This window comes from Variovorax durovernensis (assembly GCF_977011995.1).
The window spans coordinates 5,714,168-5,728,942 of record NZ_CDRNCW010000001.1 but is presented as its reverse complement, the minus strand read 5'-3'; the positions used below and the strand labels follow the sequence as shown (position 1 = coordinate 5,728,942).

At 68.1% G+C, this 14,775-nt stretch carries 13 protein-coding genes; 3 read left to right on the top strand and 10 right to left on the bottom strand.

Annotation, left to right across the window (positions count from 1 at the left end; all coding sequences use genetic code 11):
* Positions 1-51 precede the first annotated feature (51 nt).
* The 3 genes from ACWV14_RS27155 to ACWV14_RS27145 all read right to left on the bottom strand — a co-directional run bounded on the left by ACWV14_RS27155 (position 52) and on the right by ACWV14_RS27145 (position 3,381).
* Complete coding sequence (locus ACWV14_RS27155) at positions 52-1,479, bottom strand: sensor histidine kinase (RefSeq protein ID WP_454904603.1); 1,428 nt, start codon at positions 1,477-1,479, stop codon at positions 52-54.
* Entirely contained in the window at positions 1,479-2,837 is a 1,359-nt protein-coding gene (miaB, locus tag ACWV14_RS27150; RefSeq protein WP_454904602.1) for a tRNA (N6-isopentenyl adenosine(37)-C2)-methylthiotransferase MiaB, read from the bottom strand. Before miaB ends, ACWV14_RS27155 begins: the two co-directional genes overlap by 1 nt.
* 85 nt (positions 2,838-2,922) lie before the next feature.
* Positions 2,923-3,381, bottom strand: coding sequence for a hypothetical protein (locus tag ACWV14_RS27145; protein ID WP_081271435.1), 459 nt, complete (start codon positions 3,379-3,381; stop codon positions 2,923-2,925).
* A 253-nt stretch (positions 3,382-3,634) separates the two neighbouring features.
* Between ACWV14_RS27145 and ACWV14_RS27140 the strand changes: the two genes are divergently transcribed.
* Positions 3,635-4,822, top strand: a complete 1,188-nt coding sequence (locus ACWV14_RS27140; RefSeq protein WP_454906088.1) for an efflux RND transporter periplasmic adaptor subunit — start codon at positions 3,635-3,637, stop codon at positions 4,820-4,822.
* Positions 4,819-7,983 (top strand): efflux RND transporter permease subunit, encoded by a 3,165-nt coding sequence (locus ACWV14_RS27135; RefSeq protein WP_454904601.1) that lies wholly within the window; start codon positions 4,819-4,821, stop codon positions 7,981-7,983. The genes ACWV14_RS27140 and ACWV14_RS27135 overlap by 4 nt, the downstream gene beginning before the upstream one ends.
* A gap of 235 nt (positions 7,984-8,218) precedes the next feature.
* On the opposite strand, the gene ACWV14_RS27130 is transcribed toward ACWV14_RS27135, so the two are convergent.
* The 5 genes from ACWV14_RS27130 to ACWV14_RS27110 form a co-directional block, all read right to left on the bottom strand.
* A complete protein-coding gene (locus tag ACWV14_RS27130; protein WP_454904600.1) occupies positions 8,219-8,911 on the bottom strand; it encodes a Crp/Fnr family transcriptional regulator in 693 nt (230 codons plus the stop codon).
* A 53-nt stretch (positions 8,912-8,964) separates the two neighbouring features.
* Positions 8,965-9,609, bottom strand: a complete 645-nt coding sequence (locus ACWV14_RS27125; RefSeq protein WP_454904599.1) for a histidine phosphatase family protein — start codon at positions 9,607-9,609, stop codon at positions 8,965-8,967.
* Between the two features lie 20 nt (positions 9,610-9,629).
* A complete protein-coding gene (locus ACWV14_RS27120; RefSeq protein ID WP_422088224.1) occupies positions 9,630-10,250 on the bottom strand; it encodes a DUF4136 domain-containing protein in 621 nt (206 codons plus the stop codon).
* A gap of 46 nt (positions 10,251-10,296) precedes the next feature.
* On the bottom strand, positions 10,297-11,229 hold the full coding sequence (gene ttcA / locus ACWV14_RS27115) for a tRNA 2-thiocytidine(32) synthetase TtcA (protein ID WP_422088223.1): 933 nt from the start codon (positions 11,227-11,229) through the stop codon (positions 10,297-10,299).
* 61 nt (positions 11,230-11,290) lie between these two features.
* Positions 11,291-12,223 (bottom strand): LysR family transcriptional regulator, encoded by a 933-nt coding sequence (locus ACWV14_RS27110; protein WP_422088222.1) that lies wholly within the window; start codon positions 12,221-12,223, stop codon positions 11,291-11,293.
* A 99-nt stretch (positions 12,224-12,322) separates the two neighbouring features.
* Here ACWV14_RS27110 and ACWV14_RS27105 point away from each other — a divergent pair, with 99 nt between their 5' ends.
* Complete coding sequence (locus ACWV14_RS27105) at positions 12,323-13,546, top strand: MFS transporter (protein ID WP_422088221.1); 1,224 nt, start codon at positions 12,323-12,325, stop codon at positions 13,544-13,546.
* 15 nt (positions 13,547-13,561) lie between these two features.
* Here ACWV14_RS27105 and ACWV14_RS27100 read toward each other — a convergent pair whose 3' ends face one another.
* Positions 13,562-13,960 carry a dihydroneopterin aldolase gene (locus ACWV14_RS27100; protein ID WP_422088220.1) on the bottom strand — a complete coding sequence of 133 codons (399 nt, stop codon included), beginning with the start codon at positions 13,958-13,960 and terminating at the stop codon, positions 13,562-13,564.
* Positions 13,961-13,971: 11 nt separating this feature from the next.
* Positions 13,972-14,748 carry an SDR family oxidoreductase gene (locus tag ACWV14_RS27095; RefSeq protein ID WP_422088219.1) on the bottom strand — a complete coding sequence of 259 codons (777 nt, stop codon included), beginning with the start codon at positions 14,746-14,748 and terminating at the stop codon, positions 13,972-13,974.
* Positions 14,749-14,775: the final 27 nt, after the last annotated feature.

The following is a 14,775-nucleotide window of genomic DNA, read 5'->3' as shown; positions in this document are numbered from 1 at the left end:
GAAAAAGAGGACGCGGGGCGGTCAGGCAGTGTTGGAGTGGGGCCCGCGGTGTCAAGCCGTGCGCGGCAGTTCGATGCGAAAGCGAGCACCGGGACCGCCGGGCTGCAGGGTGATGCGGCCCCCGTGGGCTGCAATGTACTCCTGCACGATGGAAAGTCCGATGCCGGTGCCTTTCACCGTGTGCTCCGGCTGGCGTTCGCCGCGGAAGAAGGGCTCGAAGATACGGTCGCGGTCGCCCTCGGCGATACCCGGGCCGGCGTCGTTCACGTCGATGTGCACCGCCTCCGGGGTGCCAGACACCGCCAGCGTGATCACGCCGCCGGGCAGCGAGAAGCGGATGGCGTTGGACAGCAGGTTGGCGATGGCCGTGCCGAGCTTGGTGCGGTCCACCGTGATGGCGATCGGCTCGCCCTCCGCACGCACGCGCAGGCCGTGCGACTGCCACTGCAGCCGCTGCGCTTCGATCTGTTCCTCGATCAGCGGCAGCAGCTCGGTGCGCTCGCGGCGCAGTTCGCGCGCCTCGAAGGCGGCGGCGTTGAAGCGCAGCAGCGCCTCGATCTGCCCCTGCAGCGCCACCGTGTTCTGCTGCAGGATCTGCGCGACCTCGAGCTGCGCCGGGTTCAGCGGCCCGGTCACGCCGTCCTCGAGCAGCGACACGCCTTCGCGCAGCGCCGCCAGCGGCGTCTTCAGCTCATGCGACACATGGCGCAGGAAGCGCGCCTTGTCGGCGTCCAGTTCGGTAAGGCGCAGCCGCAGCCATTCGAGCTGCTGCGACACCCGCCGCACGTCGGCCGGGCCGCGGATGTCGATGGGTTCGTCGAGCCGGTTCTGGCCGAGTCCGACGATGGCGTGCTCCAGCCGCTTGAACGGCCGCGCCAGCCAGATGCCGAAGGCCAGCGCCAGCGACACCGCCAGCACGCTCGCGGCCACCACTTCGCGCATCAGCCGGCGCCGCGCGTTCTCGATGCGCTTGGCCAGCGCGTCGTTCTGCGTTTCGATCAGGAACTGCGCCTGCTGGGCGATGTTGGTGTTGAGCGCGTCGAGCTCGCGGAACTGCATCGCCATCGTGCTTTCGCGGGCGAGGGCGCTGTCGGCGCTGCCGCTCATCAGGCCCTCTATCACGCCGAGCTGGGTGCGCCACATCTCGATGCCGGCGGGCGGCAGGCCGTTCTTCTCGAGCCGCTCGAGCACCTGGTGCGCTTCGCGCGCCGCGTCGTCGAAGCGGCGGCGCAGCACCGCGTCATTCAGCACCAGCGATTGGCGCCCGGCACGCTCCATGGCCGCGCTGCGCTCTGCCAGCGACTGCGACGCGCCCGACAGGCGCAGCGCGCGCGCTGCGGCGTCTCGGCTTTGCGTCATCAGCACGTCGTACTGCAGCACCGAGCGCAACGCCACGCCGACCAGCAGCGCGGTGATCAGCAGGAACGCGAACAGCAGGAGCTGCTGGAACGAACCCCGGATGGATGGCCGCTTCGCCATCAGTGGGCGAGCGCCGTCGCGGGAGACATGGGCGACTCGCTCGTCACGACTTCGCCGCGCAGCGTGTAGGCCAGCGAGCGGGTAATGCGCAGGTCGGTCATCTGGCCGACCAGGCGTGCATCGCCTTCGAAGTTGACGACGCGGTTGCAGGCGGTGCGGCCCATGAGTTCGTTCGCGTCCTTGCGCGAGGCGCCTTCCACCAGCACGCGCTGCGTGCTGCCGACCAGCGCCTGGCCGAAGCGCTTGACGTTGGCATCGATGACGGCCTGCAGCGTATGCAGGCGAGCAAGCTTCACCTCGTGCGGCGTGTCGTCGTGCAGCGCGGCGGCGGGCGTTCCGGGGCGCGGGCTGAAGATGAAGCTGAAGCTGGCGTCGAACTGGCAGTCGTCGATCAGCTTCATCATCTTGTTGAAGTCGTCGTCGGTCTCGCCGGGGAAGCCGACGATGAAGTCGCTGCTCAATGCGAGTTCAGGCCGGATGGCGCGCAGCTTGCGCACCGTGCTCTTGTATTCCATGGCGGTGTAGCCGCGCTTCATGGCCATAAGGATGCGGTCGCTGCCGTGCTGCACCGGCAGGTGCAGGTGGCTCACGAGCTGCGGCACCTTGGCGTAGGCCTCGATCAGGCGGGGCGTGAACTCGTTGGGGTGGCTGGTGGTGTAGCGGATGCGCTCGATGCCGGGGATCTCGGCGACGTATTCGATCAGCAGCGCGAAGTCGGCGATCTCGGCGGTGTCGCCCATCTTGCCGCGGTAGGCATTCACGTTCTGGCCCAGCAGCGTGATCTCGCGCACGCCCTGGTCGGCCAGGCCGGCGATCTCGACCAGCACGTCGTCGAGCGGGCGGTTCACTTCCTCGCCGCGGGTGTAGGGCACCACGCAGTAGCTGCAGTACTTGGAGCAGCCTTCCATGATCGACACGAAGGCGGTGGCGCCTTCCACGCGCGCGGGCGGCAGGTGGTCGAACTTCTCGATCTCGGGAAAGCTGATGTCCACCTGCGGGCGGTCCAGGCGCTCGCGGTCGTTCAGCATCTCGGGCAGGCGGTGCAGCGTCTGCGGGCCGAACACGATGTCGACGTAGGGCGCGCGCGCGATGATGGCCTGGCCCTCCTGGCTGGCCACGCAGCCGCCCACGCCGATCTTCACGCCCTTCGCCTTCAGGTGCTTCACCCGGCCGAGGTCGGAGAACACCTTCTCCTGGGCTTTCTCGCGCACCGAGCAGGTGTTGAACAGGATGAGGTCGGCCTCGTCCACATTCTGCGTGGGCTCGTAGCCCTGCGCGGCGTTGAGCACGTCGGCCATCTTGTCCGAGTCGTACTCGTTCATCTGGCAGCCGAAGGTCTTGATGAATACTTTTTTCATGGGGAAGTCTCTCGTGGCCCTGCGCGCTTCTTGCGCAGGGCGGGGGCGGTGCTGGCGCGCGAAGAAGGCGTCGCGCCGCCTGGGCTTATTGCGTGTTGACGGTGTCGTTCGAGGTGAACGGCCAGATGTTCAGGAACGGCTTGTTCAGCGATTCGCGGCTGGCCGAGGCTTCGTCGGGCGTGAGGATCCAGACCTCGCGCAGCAGCCCGGCGGCGTCGCGCGTGTAGTTGACCAGGTACTTCTGGCCGATGATGGCGCCGGGCATGACCAGCATGTTCTGCGCGCTGCGGATGCGCGCGCCGGCGCCCAGCCGGTCGGGCCTGCCGTCGAGTTCGACGTCGGGCGCATTGGTGACCATGAACTTGCCGCGCAGCGTGCCGATGGGGAAGTTGCGGCCGCCGACCAGCGATTCGTTTTGCGTCTGCGGCCGGGGGACTTCGTCCTGGGCGCTGGCTGCGAGAGGGAAAACGCCGGCAGCGCCTGCGACGAGTGCGCAGAGCGCTATGAAAGTGAGAGCATTCGTGGGGTTCTTGCAGCGGTTCATGGGGTTTATCCAGAGGCTGTGGACCGGGGATTTTAACGAGGGGGTGTTCCTCGGGCCGGTCGGCAGCAGGTTGGTGTTCGGGCTTCGGGTTGACTTGCTTTACATTTCTTTACGGTGCCCGTGACCACCGTGGCACGACCGCTGATCCAATAGTCGCTGTCAGCCCAAAGTGCACAAGAACCCCATGAAAAAAAATGTCGCTGTCGCCCTTGCGGGCGTGTTGATCGTAGCTGTCGCAGGCGGCTGGTGGAGCATGTCTGGAGACAAGCAGGCCGCAAAGACTGCCAAGGCCCCTGGCGCCGGCGGCGGTGCGCCGGGCAGCAACGGCGCACCCGCGCTCGTGACGCTGGCCACCGCACAGAAGCAGGACGTGCCGGTGACCGTGCAGGTCAACGGCAGCGTGGTCTCCCTCAACAGCGTCGACCTGCGCCCGCAGGTAACGAACACGGTGAGCGCGGTGCACGTGAAGGAAGGCCAGTTCGTCAAGGCGGGGCAACTGCTCTTCACGCTCGACGACCGCAACGACCAGGCCAACCTGGCGCGCGCCAGGGCCCAGCAGCAGAAGGACGAGGCCACGCTGGCCGACCTTGAGCGCCAGTACAAGCGCAGCCAGGACCTGGTGGCGCAGAACTTCATCGCCAAGAGCGCCGCCGACGCCACGCTGTCGCAACTCGAAGCGCAGCGCGCCGCCGTGGCCGCCGACCGCGCCGCCGTGCAGTCGGCCCAGGTGGCGCTGGGTTACGCCACCCTGCGCGCGCCCATTGCCGGGCGCATCGGCGCCGTCAACATCTATCCGGGCACGCTGGTGCAGCCGACGCTGTCGCTGGTAACGGTGACGCAGCTCGACCCGATCGCGGTGAGCTTCCCGGTGCCCGAAGGCAATCTGCAGGACCTGCTGGAGGCCGCGCGTTCGCGCTCTAAGGTCGAGGCGGTCGTCACCGGCCGCAAGGAGCCGCTGGCCGGCACGCTCGATTTCGTCGACAACACGGTCGATCCGCTGATCGGCACGGTGCGCGCCAAGGCAGTGTTCGCCAACGCCGACCAAGGCCTGTGGCCCGGGCAGTTCGTCGGCACGCGCATCACGGTGCGTACGCTGAACGGCGCCACGGTGGTGCCCGCTGCGGCGCTGATGATGCTGGCCGACGGCACGTCGTTATATGTGGTCGATGAAGCCAGGACCGCCACGCGCCGCAAGGTGAAGGCGCTGCACACCTTCGGCACGAAGGTGGCCGTCAGCGGCGTGGAGCCCGGCGAGCAGGTGGTGATCGAGGGCAGCCAGAACGTGCGCCCGGGTGGCAAGGTCCGCGTCGATGCGAAGCCGCCGGCCGCGGCGCCCGGGGCTCCCGAGTCCCCGGCCAAGGGCACCACGGGCGTCACGCCCGGCAGCGCCGCGTCTTCGGATGGCACCGACATCAAGCCGCCGAAGCAGGAACGAGCATGAACATTTCGGAGCTCTGCATCCGTCGTCCTGCGATGACGGTGCTGCTGTCCGCCGCCGTGGTGGTCATCGGCATCTTTGCCTACTTCAGCATTCCCGTTGCCGCGCTGCCCAGCTACAACACGCCGGTCATCAACGTCAATGCGCAGCTGCCGGGCGCGAGTCCGGACACCATGGCGTCGTCGGTGGCGCTGCCGCTCGAAAAGCAGTTCTCGACCATTCCGGGCCTGCAGACCATCAGCTCGGTGAACACGCAGGGCGTGACCTCGCTCACGCTCGAGTTCGTCAGCAGCCGCGACATCGATGCCGCCGCCGTCGACGTGCAGGCGGCCCTGCTGCGCGCCCAGCGCCAGTTGCCCCAGGAGCTGACGCAGCTGCCCTCGTACCGCAAGGTCAACCCGGCCGATGCGCCGGTGCTGTTCATCGCGCTGATCTCGCCGTCGATGAACCCTTCGGAGCTCAACGACTATGCCGAGAACCTGATCTCGCCCACGCTCTCGACCATCGACGGCGTGGCGCAGGTGGGCGTGTACGGCCGCAAGGCTTTTGCGGTGCGCATCAAGGCCAACGCCGATCTGCTCAACGCGCGCAACATCACGCTCGACGAACTCGCCAAGGCGGTGAACTCGGCCAACGCCAACACGCCGGTGGGCGTGCTCGACGGCCCGCGCCAGACGCTCACCATCCAGGCCAACCGCCAGCTCATGAAGGCGGCCGACTTCGCCAAGCTGATCGTCGGCCAGCGCAACGGCTCGCCGGTGCGGCTCGACGAAGTGGCGACCATCGAAGACAGCTTCGAGTCGGTCAAGACCGCCAGCAGCTTCAACGGGCAAGACTCCATCTCGCTGGCCGTGCAGCGCCAGCCCAATGCCAACACCGTGCAGGTGGTGGACGCGGTGCGCGCGCTCATTCCGCGCTTCAAGGCCGAGCTGCCGCAGTCGGTCGAGATCCAGATGGTGAACGACCGCTCGCTGTCGATCCGCGAAGCCGTGCACGACGTGCAGCTCACGCTGCTGGGCACCATCGCGCTGGTGGTGCTGGTGATCTTCCTGTTCCTGCACCGGCTGGTGGCCACGCTCATTCCGGCCGCGACCATTCCCATCTCGCTGATCGGCGCGGTGGCGCTGCTCTACGCCTTCGGCTACAGCCTGGACAACATCTCGCTGCTGGGCATCACGCTGGCCGTGGGCCTGGTGGTGGACGACGCCATCGTGGTGCTCGAGAACATCATGCGCTACGTCGAAAAGGGCATGGACCCGTTCGCGGCGGCGCTGCGCGGCGCGCGCGAGGTGGGCTTCACCATCGTGTCGATTTCCATCTCGCTGGTGGCCGTGTTCATCCCGATCTTCTTCATGCCGGGCGTGATCGGCCTGCTGTTCCACGAGTTCGCGGTCGTGGTGGCGCTGGCGGTGCTGGTGTCTGCCGTGGTGTCGCTCACGCTGGTTCCTATGCTCGCGAGCCGGCTGCTCAAGCAGGTGCCGCGCAAGGAAGGCGCGATCGACCACGAAGAAGAGCACCCCGAGCCCGGCACCGCCATCGGCCGTGCCTTCGAGCGCGGCTACCGCTCGGTGCACGGCAGCTACATGCGCTCGCTCGACTGGACGCTGGGCCACCGCAAGCTGATGCTGCTGATGGCGGGGCTGACCTTCGTCGTCACCGGCTGGCTGTTCGCGACCATTCCGAAGGGCTTCTTCCCGGAAGAAGACATCGGCCAGATCCAGATCACGACCGAGGCGGCCGAGGACATTTCGTTCACCGCCATGAAGGCGCTGCAAGACCGCGTGGCCGAGGCGCTGCAGGCCGACCCGAGCGTCGACTACGTCAGCTCCTTCGTCGGCGTGGGCGGTCCCACGGCCACGCAGAATTCGGGCCGCCTGTTCGCGGTGCTCAAGGCGCGCGGCGAGCGTCCGGCCATGGGCAAGGTGCTCGAGTCGCTGCGCCAGCGCTTCCGCGAGATTCCGGGCATTGCCGTCTACATGCAGCCGGTGCAGAACCTGCGCCTGGGCGGGCGCCAGAGCAAGGCGCGCTTCCAGTACACGCTGCAGAGCGTGAACGCGGGCGAGATGGTGCCCTGGTCGACGAAACTCATGGAGCGCATGCGGGCCGACCCGGCGTTCCGCGACGTCACCAGCGACTCGCAGAACCGCGGCCTGCAGGCCACGCTCGACATCGACCGCGACAAGGCCGGCGTGCTGGGCGTGGCGGTGGGCGACCTGCGCACCGCGCTCTACAACGCCTACGGCGACCGCCAGATCGGCAGCATCTACGGCGCCAGCAACACCTACCAGGTGATTCTTTCGGCTGCCGACAACGACCGACAGTTCGAGGAAGACGTCTCCCGGCTGTCGGTACGCAGCACCACCGGCAAGCTGGTGCCGCTGTCGGCCTTCTCGACCGTGAAGCGCACCGTGGGGCCGACTTCGGTCAACCACCAGGGGCAGCTGCAGGCGGTGACGGTGTCGTTCAACCTCGGCCCCGACGTGCCGCTGGGCAACGCGACCGCGAAGATCGACCAGTTCAAGGACGAGCTGAAGATGCCGCAGTCGATCATCACCACCTACGGCGGCGACGCGGCGGTGTTCCAGAGCTCGCAGTCGAGCCAGGCGGTGCTGCTGGTGCTGGCGGTGCTGGTCATCTACGTGCTGCTGGGCGTGCTGTACGAGAGCTACATCCACCCGATCACCATCCTGGCGGGGCTGCCCTCGGCGGCGGTGGGCGCGCTCATTTCGCTGAAGATCTTCGGCTTCGACCTGACGCTGATCGCCACCATCGGCATCCTGCTGCTGATCGGCATCGTGAAGAAGAACGCGATCATGCTGATCGACTTCGCGCTCGACGCGCAGCGCGCCGAAGGCCTGAGCCCGGTGGATGCGATCCGCGAAGCCTGCCGGCTGCGCTTCCGTCCGATCCTGATGACCACGCTGGCCGCGCTGATGGGCGCGCTGCCGCTCGCGCTGGGCCTGGGCGCCGGCGCCGAGCTGCGCCAGCCGCTGGGCGTGGCGGTGGTGGGCGGGCTGATCTTCTCGCAGGTGATCACGCTGTACATCACGCCGGCCATCTACCTGGCGCTGGACCGCTACAGCGGCACGGGGCCGATGGTCGATCTGCCGGGAGAGGCCAAGGCCGAAGCTGCAGCGGGCGGTCACGCCGCCTCGCACGCCTGACGGCGATCCAAAAGATGCCGGATGGCCATGAGCGCGAGCCACCCGGCCAGAAAGGACTTTGGCAGTCCTGCGAAACGTCACACCCGGGCCATCGCCAATTGAAGGCGGGCCCCTTCTTCAACGGCTCCTCCTGCTCCCTCCTCAGTTCTTCCCATCCATGTGTGTGACGGGATGGATGATGGCGATGGGTGAAGGTCTCGACGGTATCCAGCGATACAGGAAGCTGGCTTTTTTCTTACGGTGACGCATCGCGGAAACGCCGCAAGGCCGGCGCATTCGGGATGCTGACCTGCCGGGCCCGCGTTTCGATGAGCCCGTGTCCCGCCAGCGCATTCAACGTGCGGGTGACGGTGACGCGGCTCAATGCCGTCATGGCGCCAATCTGCTCATGCGTCAGATCGACGGTGAGTTGTTTCGATGCCTGCGCCGATGGCAGGCGTGCCACACGCAGCAGCAAATCGATGATCCGCTCCTTGGGCGCCGCCGAGGCCACCCCGGCAAGCTTGGCGACGATCATGTGGTTCTTGAAGCCGAGCAGCTGGATCAACGAGGTTGCGAGCTCGGGAAGCTCCGAAAATTGCCGCGCCACATCCGCCGGGCGATAGCGGCTGAGAATGGCGGGCGCGACCGCCCGGGTCGTCGTGGGCCGAGGACTGTCGGCAAACGCCGGGCCTTCGCCAAAAATCGCACCCGGTCCGAAGATCTCGAGCAGGAATTCCGAGCCGTTGCTTCGCTGGATCGTGGAGTGAACGAACCCCGATCGCAAAAGATAGAAGTAGTCGTGCCGTTCGCCTTCGCGTGCAATGGTGTCGCCGGCCTCCAGGGTGACGAAGCTTCCCAGATCCGTGGCGTCGGTCCACGGCGCGGACAGCGTCTGGGATGCATCCCAACTGGCGTACGCCGAGGGGGGCGAATTTGTTCTTTTCACGGGAGCGTCTTGCCCGGGTCGGAGAAAGGCAAGCGGCCCATCGTGCCGTCGTGCTAGGTCGTGGACTCGTCGAGCGGCGTGTCAGCCGCCAGGTGGGCGGTGTCGCTCCAGCCCACGAGGCTGAAGCCCTCGGGCGTCCATAGCATGCGGTTGATGGCCGCGTTGCCCAGCTGCCAGGTGCGTGGCGCCTGCAGTTCCTGGCGGGTGGCGGCGCGGTAGAGCACGTCCATCACGCCGCCGTGCGCCACCAGCACGACCAGTTCGCCCGGATGGCGCGCCGCCAGCTCGGCGGCCACGCCGGTCACGCGGTCGCGGAAAGTCAGCAGGCTTTCTCCGCCTTCGGGCTCGAACTCGGGGTCGCGCTCGCGCCAGCGCTTGGCCTGTGCGGGCAACGTGGCCTCGATCTCGGCAAAGCTCAGGCCTTCCATGTTCCCGAAGGCCCGTTCTCGCAGGCGCGGCTCGGGTCGCACGGCCAGGCCGTGGGGCTCGGCGATGGCCTGGGCGGTCTGCCAGGCGCGGGACAGGTCGCTGGCGTAGACGACGCCGATGGGCTCGTCGGCCAGCGCCGCGCCTGCACGCTGCGCCTGCCAGAGCCCCGTGGCGTTGAGCCCGATGTCGATGTGGCCCTGGATGCGGGTGTCGACATTCCAGGCGGTTTCGCCGTGGCGAACGGCGATCAGACGGGTGGCTTCTTCCATCCGCGGGATTCTAGAAGGCGCTACTTCCGGGCCGTCGACAGCTCGATGTTCACCCGGCGCTCGCCCTGCGGCGGGTTCGGAAAGCCCTGCAGCGCGGCCTGGAACATCACAGGCAGGATGGCCGCGCTCGAGGTGTAGGGGCCGTCGTTGCGCGCGCGGGTCTCGTAGACCACGCGGTTGGAGCCCGCCTCGCGCAGCACGATGCTCACCTCGCGTTCATACCAGGGGTTGGCCGGCGGTGCGAACGCCGGCCCGCCATACCAGCCGCCGCCGTACCAGCGGCGCCCGTAGTAGCCGTAGCCACCGCCCCAGCCGTAGCCCCAGGGGCCGTCGTAGAGCCAAGGGTCGGCCCAGGGCGAGAGGCCGGCCGTCACGCGGGCGCCGATCTGCGCGTTGTACTGGGGATGGGCGTCGTCGCGGCGCAGGCCGACCTTGTCGAGCGCGGCGCCTGCCATGGCTTCGAGCGAATCCTGCCGGGCGCCGTCGGCCTGCTGCGAGGGCAGGCGGTCGAAGCGGTAAGTGGCACCGGGCGGCACCGTGCCGAGGGAAGAGAAGCTCTTCACGTTGCTGTCGACCACCCAGGAGGTGGCGCAGCCGGTCAGGCTTGCTATGAGAAGAAGAGCAGAGAGCGCGCGTTTCATGAGGGTCTCCGGGCAAGGCTGCCCAAAATTCCCCTGGGTTGCCCGGTCAGCCCTGGACGATGCGCAGTGCTGAGGGTGCCTGGGAGAGCAAGTCGAAGGACGGCGTGTCGAAGGCCTTGTCGCCGTCGTCATCCGCCACGCCAGTCGCCTTGAGACCCTTGAAATCGTGCCGTGTTCCGTCGAGCAGGTGCGAAGGCACCACGTTCTGCAGCGCGGTGAACATGTTCTCGACGCGGCCGGGGTACTTCTTGTCCCACTCGCGCAGCATTTCGCCGACCTGCTTGCGCTGCAGGTTTTCCTGGCTGCCGCACAGGGTGCACGGAATGATCGGGAACTCGCGGTGCTGGGCCCAGCGCACGGTGTCTTTTTCGGCCACGTAGGCCAGCGGGCGGATCACGATGTGCTTGCCGTCGTCGCTCACCAGCTTGGGCGGCATGCTCTTGAGCTTGCCGGCGAAGAACATGTTGAGGAAGAAGGTCTGCAGCATGTCGTCGCGGTGATGGCCCAGCGCGACCTTGGTGGCGCCCAGCTCGTCGGCCACGCGGTACAGGATGCCGCGGCGCAGCCGGCTGCACAGGCCGCAGGTGGTCTTGCCCTCCGGAATGACGCGCTTGACGATGCTGTAGGTGTCCTGGTTCTCGATGTGGAAGTCCACGCCCAGCTCGCTCAGGTACTTGGGCAGCACCTCTTCGGGAAAGCCGGGCTGCTTCTGGTCGAGGTTGACCGCCACGATGTCGAAGTGAATGGGCGCGCGCGCCTTCAGCTTGAGCAGGATGTCGAGCAGCGCGTAGCTGTCTTTTCCGCCCGAGACGCACACCATGACCTTGTCGCCCTCCTCGATCATGTTGTAGTCGACGATGGCCTGCCCGACCTGGCGGCACAGGCGCTTCTCGAGCTTGTGCGTCTCGCGTTCGATCTTGAGGGAATTGGCAGTGGCGTCGGCGGCGGCGGGCGCCTCGTCGATCCAGACGGCGTTCATGGGCAGGCTACTTCGGGGAGTCGGGGGAGGGGGTGATTGTCCCCGATCCCCATTCCACACGCTACGCGGCGGGAAAGGCGGTGCGCATCGCCTCCACGAAGAGCCTCAGCTTCGCCGGGTAGAAGCGCGCGTACGGGTACACCATGTACACCGGCGCATGCGCGGCCTGCCATTGCGGCGCCAGGTGCACCAGCCGGCCGGCCGCAAGCTCCTCGGCCAGCATCCAGGTCGACAGCACGCCCACACCCACGCCCAGCACGGCCGCGCTGCGCAGGGCGTTGAGGCTGTCGGTGATCATGCGCGGGCGGATCTGCACCCGGTACACCTCGCCGGTGGTCTCGTGGGTCAGCACGACCTCGGTGCGGTAGAAATTGAGCGCGGCCAGCCAGGGCAGGGCCTCCAGGTCGCGGGCGTGCACCGGCGGCGGGCCGTTGCCCAGGAGAGCGGGCGCGCCGATCGCGATGCGCGGCACTTCGGACAGCCGGATCGCCACAACCGACGGGTCCGTCACCTCGCCGACCCGGATGGCGCAGTCCACGCCCTCGGCGATGAAGTCGGGCGTGCGGTCCTGCGGGCCGTCGTGCAGCAGCCATTCGACGGTCGTCTGCGGATAGCGGTGCAGGTAGGCGGCCAGCGGCCCGACCAGCAACTGCTGCCCGAACACATGCGGCGCCACCACGCGCAGCCGTCCCTCGGGCTGGTCGCCGGCACCGCGCACCTCGGCCTCGAAGGCGTTCCAGCTCACGATGAGCTCCCGGGCGCGGTCGAAGCAGCGCTCGCCGTCTTCGGTCAGCTTCATGGCGTGGGTGGAGCGCTGCAGCAGCCTCACGCCCAGCGAGCGCTCGAGCGCCTGCAGGCGGCGGCTCACCGTGGGCTGGGTGGTGCCCAGCTGCGCGGCCGCGGCGGACAGCGAACCGGCCTCGACGATGCGCACGAAGGTCTGCATCAGCTCGATGCGGTCGGCCGATGCGGCGCTGGGAGGCGGCTTTGTCATGCGCCAAGCGTATATCAATTGTTCGAGGCAAGGTACTACCTTCAGGGGGCGTCGCCGCGCACACTCCAACCTTGCTTTTCAAATCCAAGGGTTAACACCATGTCTTCCATTCAAAGAACGCATGAGGGACCGTCCAACGCGATGATCCTGCTGCTTGCTGCCAGCGCGGGCCTGGCGGTGGCGGCGCTTTACTACAGCCAGCCCATGCTGGGCGTGCTCGGGCCCGACATCGGCGCTTCGACGCGCTCGGTGGGCTTCGTGCCCACGCTCACGCAACTGGGCTATGCGCTGGGCATCCTGCTGCTGGCCCCGCTGGGCGACCGCTTCGACCGGCGCCGCATCATCCTGGCCAAGGCCACGGTGCTGGTGCTGGCCCTGCTCGGCGCGGCGCTTTCGCCTTCGGTCGGGCCGCTGCTGGCGGCGAGCCTGGCCATCGGCCTGTCGGCCACGCTGGCGCAGGACGTGGTGCCCGCCGCCGCCACCTTGGCGCCCGAGGCGCATCGCGGCAGGGTCGTCGGCACGGTGATGACCGGGCTGCTGCTCGGTATCCTGCTGTCGCGGGTGCTCAGCGGCTTCGTGGCCGAGCACTTCGGCTGGCGCGCGATGTTCTTCGTGGCGGCGGCCAGCATCGCACTCATCGGCGTGGCCGCCGCGCGCGGCCTGCCGCACCTGCGCCCCACCACGCAACTGGGCTACGGCGCGCTGCTGGGTTCGCTGGCAAAGCTCTGGAAGCGCCACGGCGCGCTGCGCCGCGCCACCTTCGCGCAGGCCCTGCTGTCGATCGGGTTCAGCGCCTTCTGGTCGACCCTGGCGGTCATGCTGCACGGCGCGCCTTTCCACCTGGGCAGCGCGGCGGCCGGCGCCTTCGGCCTGGCCGGTGCGGCGGGTGCGCTGGCCGCGCCCATCGCCGGACGCCTTGCCGATCGTCGCGGGCCCGAGCTGGTGATTCGCATGGGCGCGGCGCTGGTGGTGGTCTCTTTCGCGGCGATGCTGTTCGCGCCGCTGATGGCGCCCGCCGCGCGGCTGTGGCTCATCGTGGCCAGCGCCATCGGGTTCGACTTCGGCCTGCAGGCTGCGCTGATCGCGCACCAGACCATCGTCTACGGCATCGACCCCGGTGCGCGCAGCCGGCTCAATGCGGTGTTCTTCACCGGCGTATTCATCGGCATGGCGGCGGGTTCCGCGCTCGGCGCCCTGGTGCTGGCGCAGTGGGGCTGGCCGGGTGTTGTGCTGATGGCTGCGCTGTCGGCGCTCGGCGCGCTGGCCGTGCGCATGTGGCCCTCGGCCCCGGTCAAGCCAGCGGTGGCGTGCCCGGCTGCCTGAGGCTGCTTCTTACTGCTACCACTGGCCGGCTTCCATGCGGATCGCCACCTCGCAATCGTCGAAGATTTCGAGCTTGGCGATCTTCACGCGCACGCCCACCACGCCGGGCAACTGCAGCAGCCGCTGCACCAGCTTGCCGATCAGGCTTTCGAGCAGGTTGACGTGCTCGGCGGTGCACTCGTCGATGATGATGCGGCGCACTTTGCGGTAGTCGAGCACGTGGAAGATGTCGTCGTCCTGCGGCAGCAGCGGCTGCGGGCCCAGGCTGAGTTCGGCGTCGACCAGGATCGGTTGCGGTGCCGTCTTCTCGTGGTCGAGGATGCCCAGGTTGGCGTCGAAACGCAGGCCCTGGAGGGTGAGTGTCTGGCGGCCCTGCGTGGGCGTGGCCGCGGGCTGGGAAGAAGGGGTGGACATGGTGGTGGTGCTCACATGAGCGAGAAATCGCGCTCGAATTTCATCAGGTGCTGGCCGCCGTCCACCAGCAGCGTGGTGCCGGTGATCGAGCTGTTTTCCAGCGCGAACTTCACCGTGGCGCACACGTCGGCCGGGGTGGAAGAGCGGCCCAGCGGCGACAGCTTGTGCAGCTGCGCGAACTTGTCGTCGTCGAGCATGTGGCTCGCCAGCGTGAGGCCGGGCGCCACGCCCACCACGCGCACGCGCGGCGCCAGTGCAAGCGCCAGCATCGGCGTGGCGGCTTCGAGCGCGGCCTTCGAGAGCGTGTAGCTCAGGAAGTCGGGGTTCGGGTTCCAGAGTTTCTGGTCGAGCAGGTGGACGACGGCGCCTTGCGCATCGCGCGCGCTCACGTGCTCGTTCAGTGCCTGCGCCAGCAGGATGGCCGCCCCGGTGTTGCTGCGCGCATGGCGCTCCATGAGCGCGTAGCTGAATGTGGCGGCCTCGTCGTGCTCGAACAGCGCGGCGCTGTGCACCACGGCGTCGACACTGCGAAAGCGCGCGACCACGCGGGGCAGCAGGGCGCGCGTGGCGGCCTCGTCCTCGAGGTCGGCGGCGAAGAGAGCCGAGTCGCCCGAGAGCGCGGCGCAGTCGGCCACCGTCTGCTCTGCCTCGGCGCGCGAGTTGCGGTAGTGCACCGCCACCTGCCAGCCGCCGGCGGCGAGCGCCAGTGCGATGTCGCGGCCCAGCCTGCGGCCGGCACCCGTGACGAGAACGGTTCGGCGGGCGGGGGAGGAGGATGCGGTGCTCATGCGGAGGAGAAATGAGAGGAGAGAGAC

Bases quoted from the DNA above. Each gene is read 5' to 3' on its own strand.
- ACWV14_RS27140 (WP_454906088.1), top strand. From the start codon at position 3,635: ATGTCTGGAGACAAGCAGGCCGCAAAGACTGCCAAGGCCCCTGGCGCC.
- ACWV14_RS27145 (WP_081271435.1), bottom strand. From the start codon at position 3,381: ATGAACCGCTGCAAGAACCCCACGAATGCTCTCACTTTCATAGCGCTC.
- ACWV14_RS27095 (WP_422088219.1), bottom strand. From the start codon at position 14,748: ATGAGCACCGCATCCTCCTCCCCCGCCCGCCGAACCGTTCTCGTCACG.
- ACWV14_RS27155 (WP_454904603.1), bottom strand. From the start codon at position 1,479: ATGGCGAAGCGGCCATCCATCCGGGGTTCGTTCCAGCAGCTCCTGCTG.
- ACWV14_RS27110 (WP_422088222.1), bottom strand. From the start codon at position 12,223: ATGACAAAGCCGCCTCCCAGCGCCGCATCGGCCGACCGCATCGAGCTG.
- ttcA (WP_422088223.1), bottom strand. From the start codon at position 11,229: ATGAACGCCGTCTGGATCGACGAGGCGCCCGCCGCCGCCGACGCCACT.
- ACWV14_RS27125 (WP_454904599.1), bottom strand. From the start codon at position 9,609: ATGGAAGAAGCCACCCGTCTGATCGCCGTTCGCCACGGCGAAACCGCC.
- ACWV14_RS27100 (WP_422088220.1), bottom strand. From the start codon at position 13,960: ATGTCCACCCCTTCTTCCCAGCCCGCGGCCACGCCCACGCAGGGCCGC.
- ACWV14_RS27120 (WP_422088224.1), bottom strand. From the start codon at position 10,250: ATGAAACGCGCGCTCTCTGCTCTTCTTCTCATAGCAAGCCTGACCGGC.
- ACWV14_RS27105 (WP_422088221.1), top strand. From the start codon at position 12,323: ATGTCTTCCATTCAAAGAACGCATGAGGGACCGTCCAACGCGATGATC.
- miaB (WP_454904602.1), bottom strand. From the start codon at position 2,837: ATGAAAAAAGTATTCATCAAGACCTTCGGCTGCCAGATGAACGAGTAC.
- ACWV14_RS27135 (WP_454904601.1), top strand. From the start codon at position 4,819: ATGAACATTTCGGAGCTCTGCATCCGTCGTCCTGCGATGACGGTGCTG.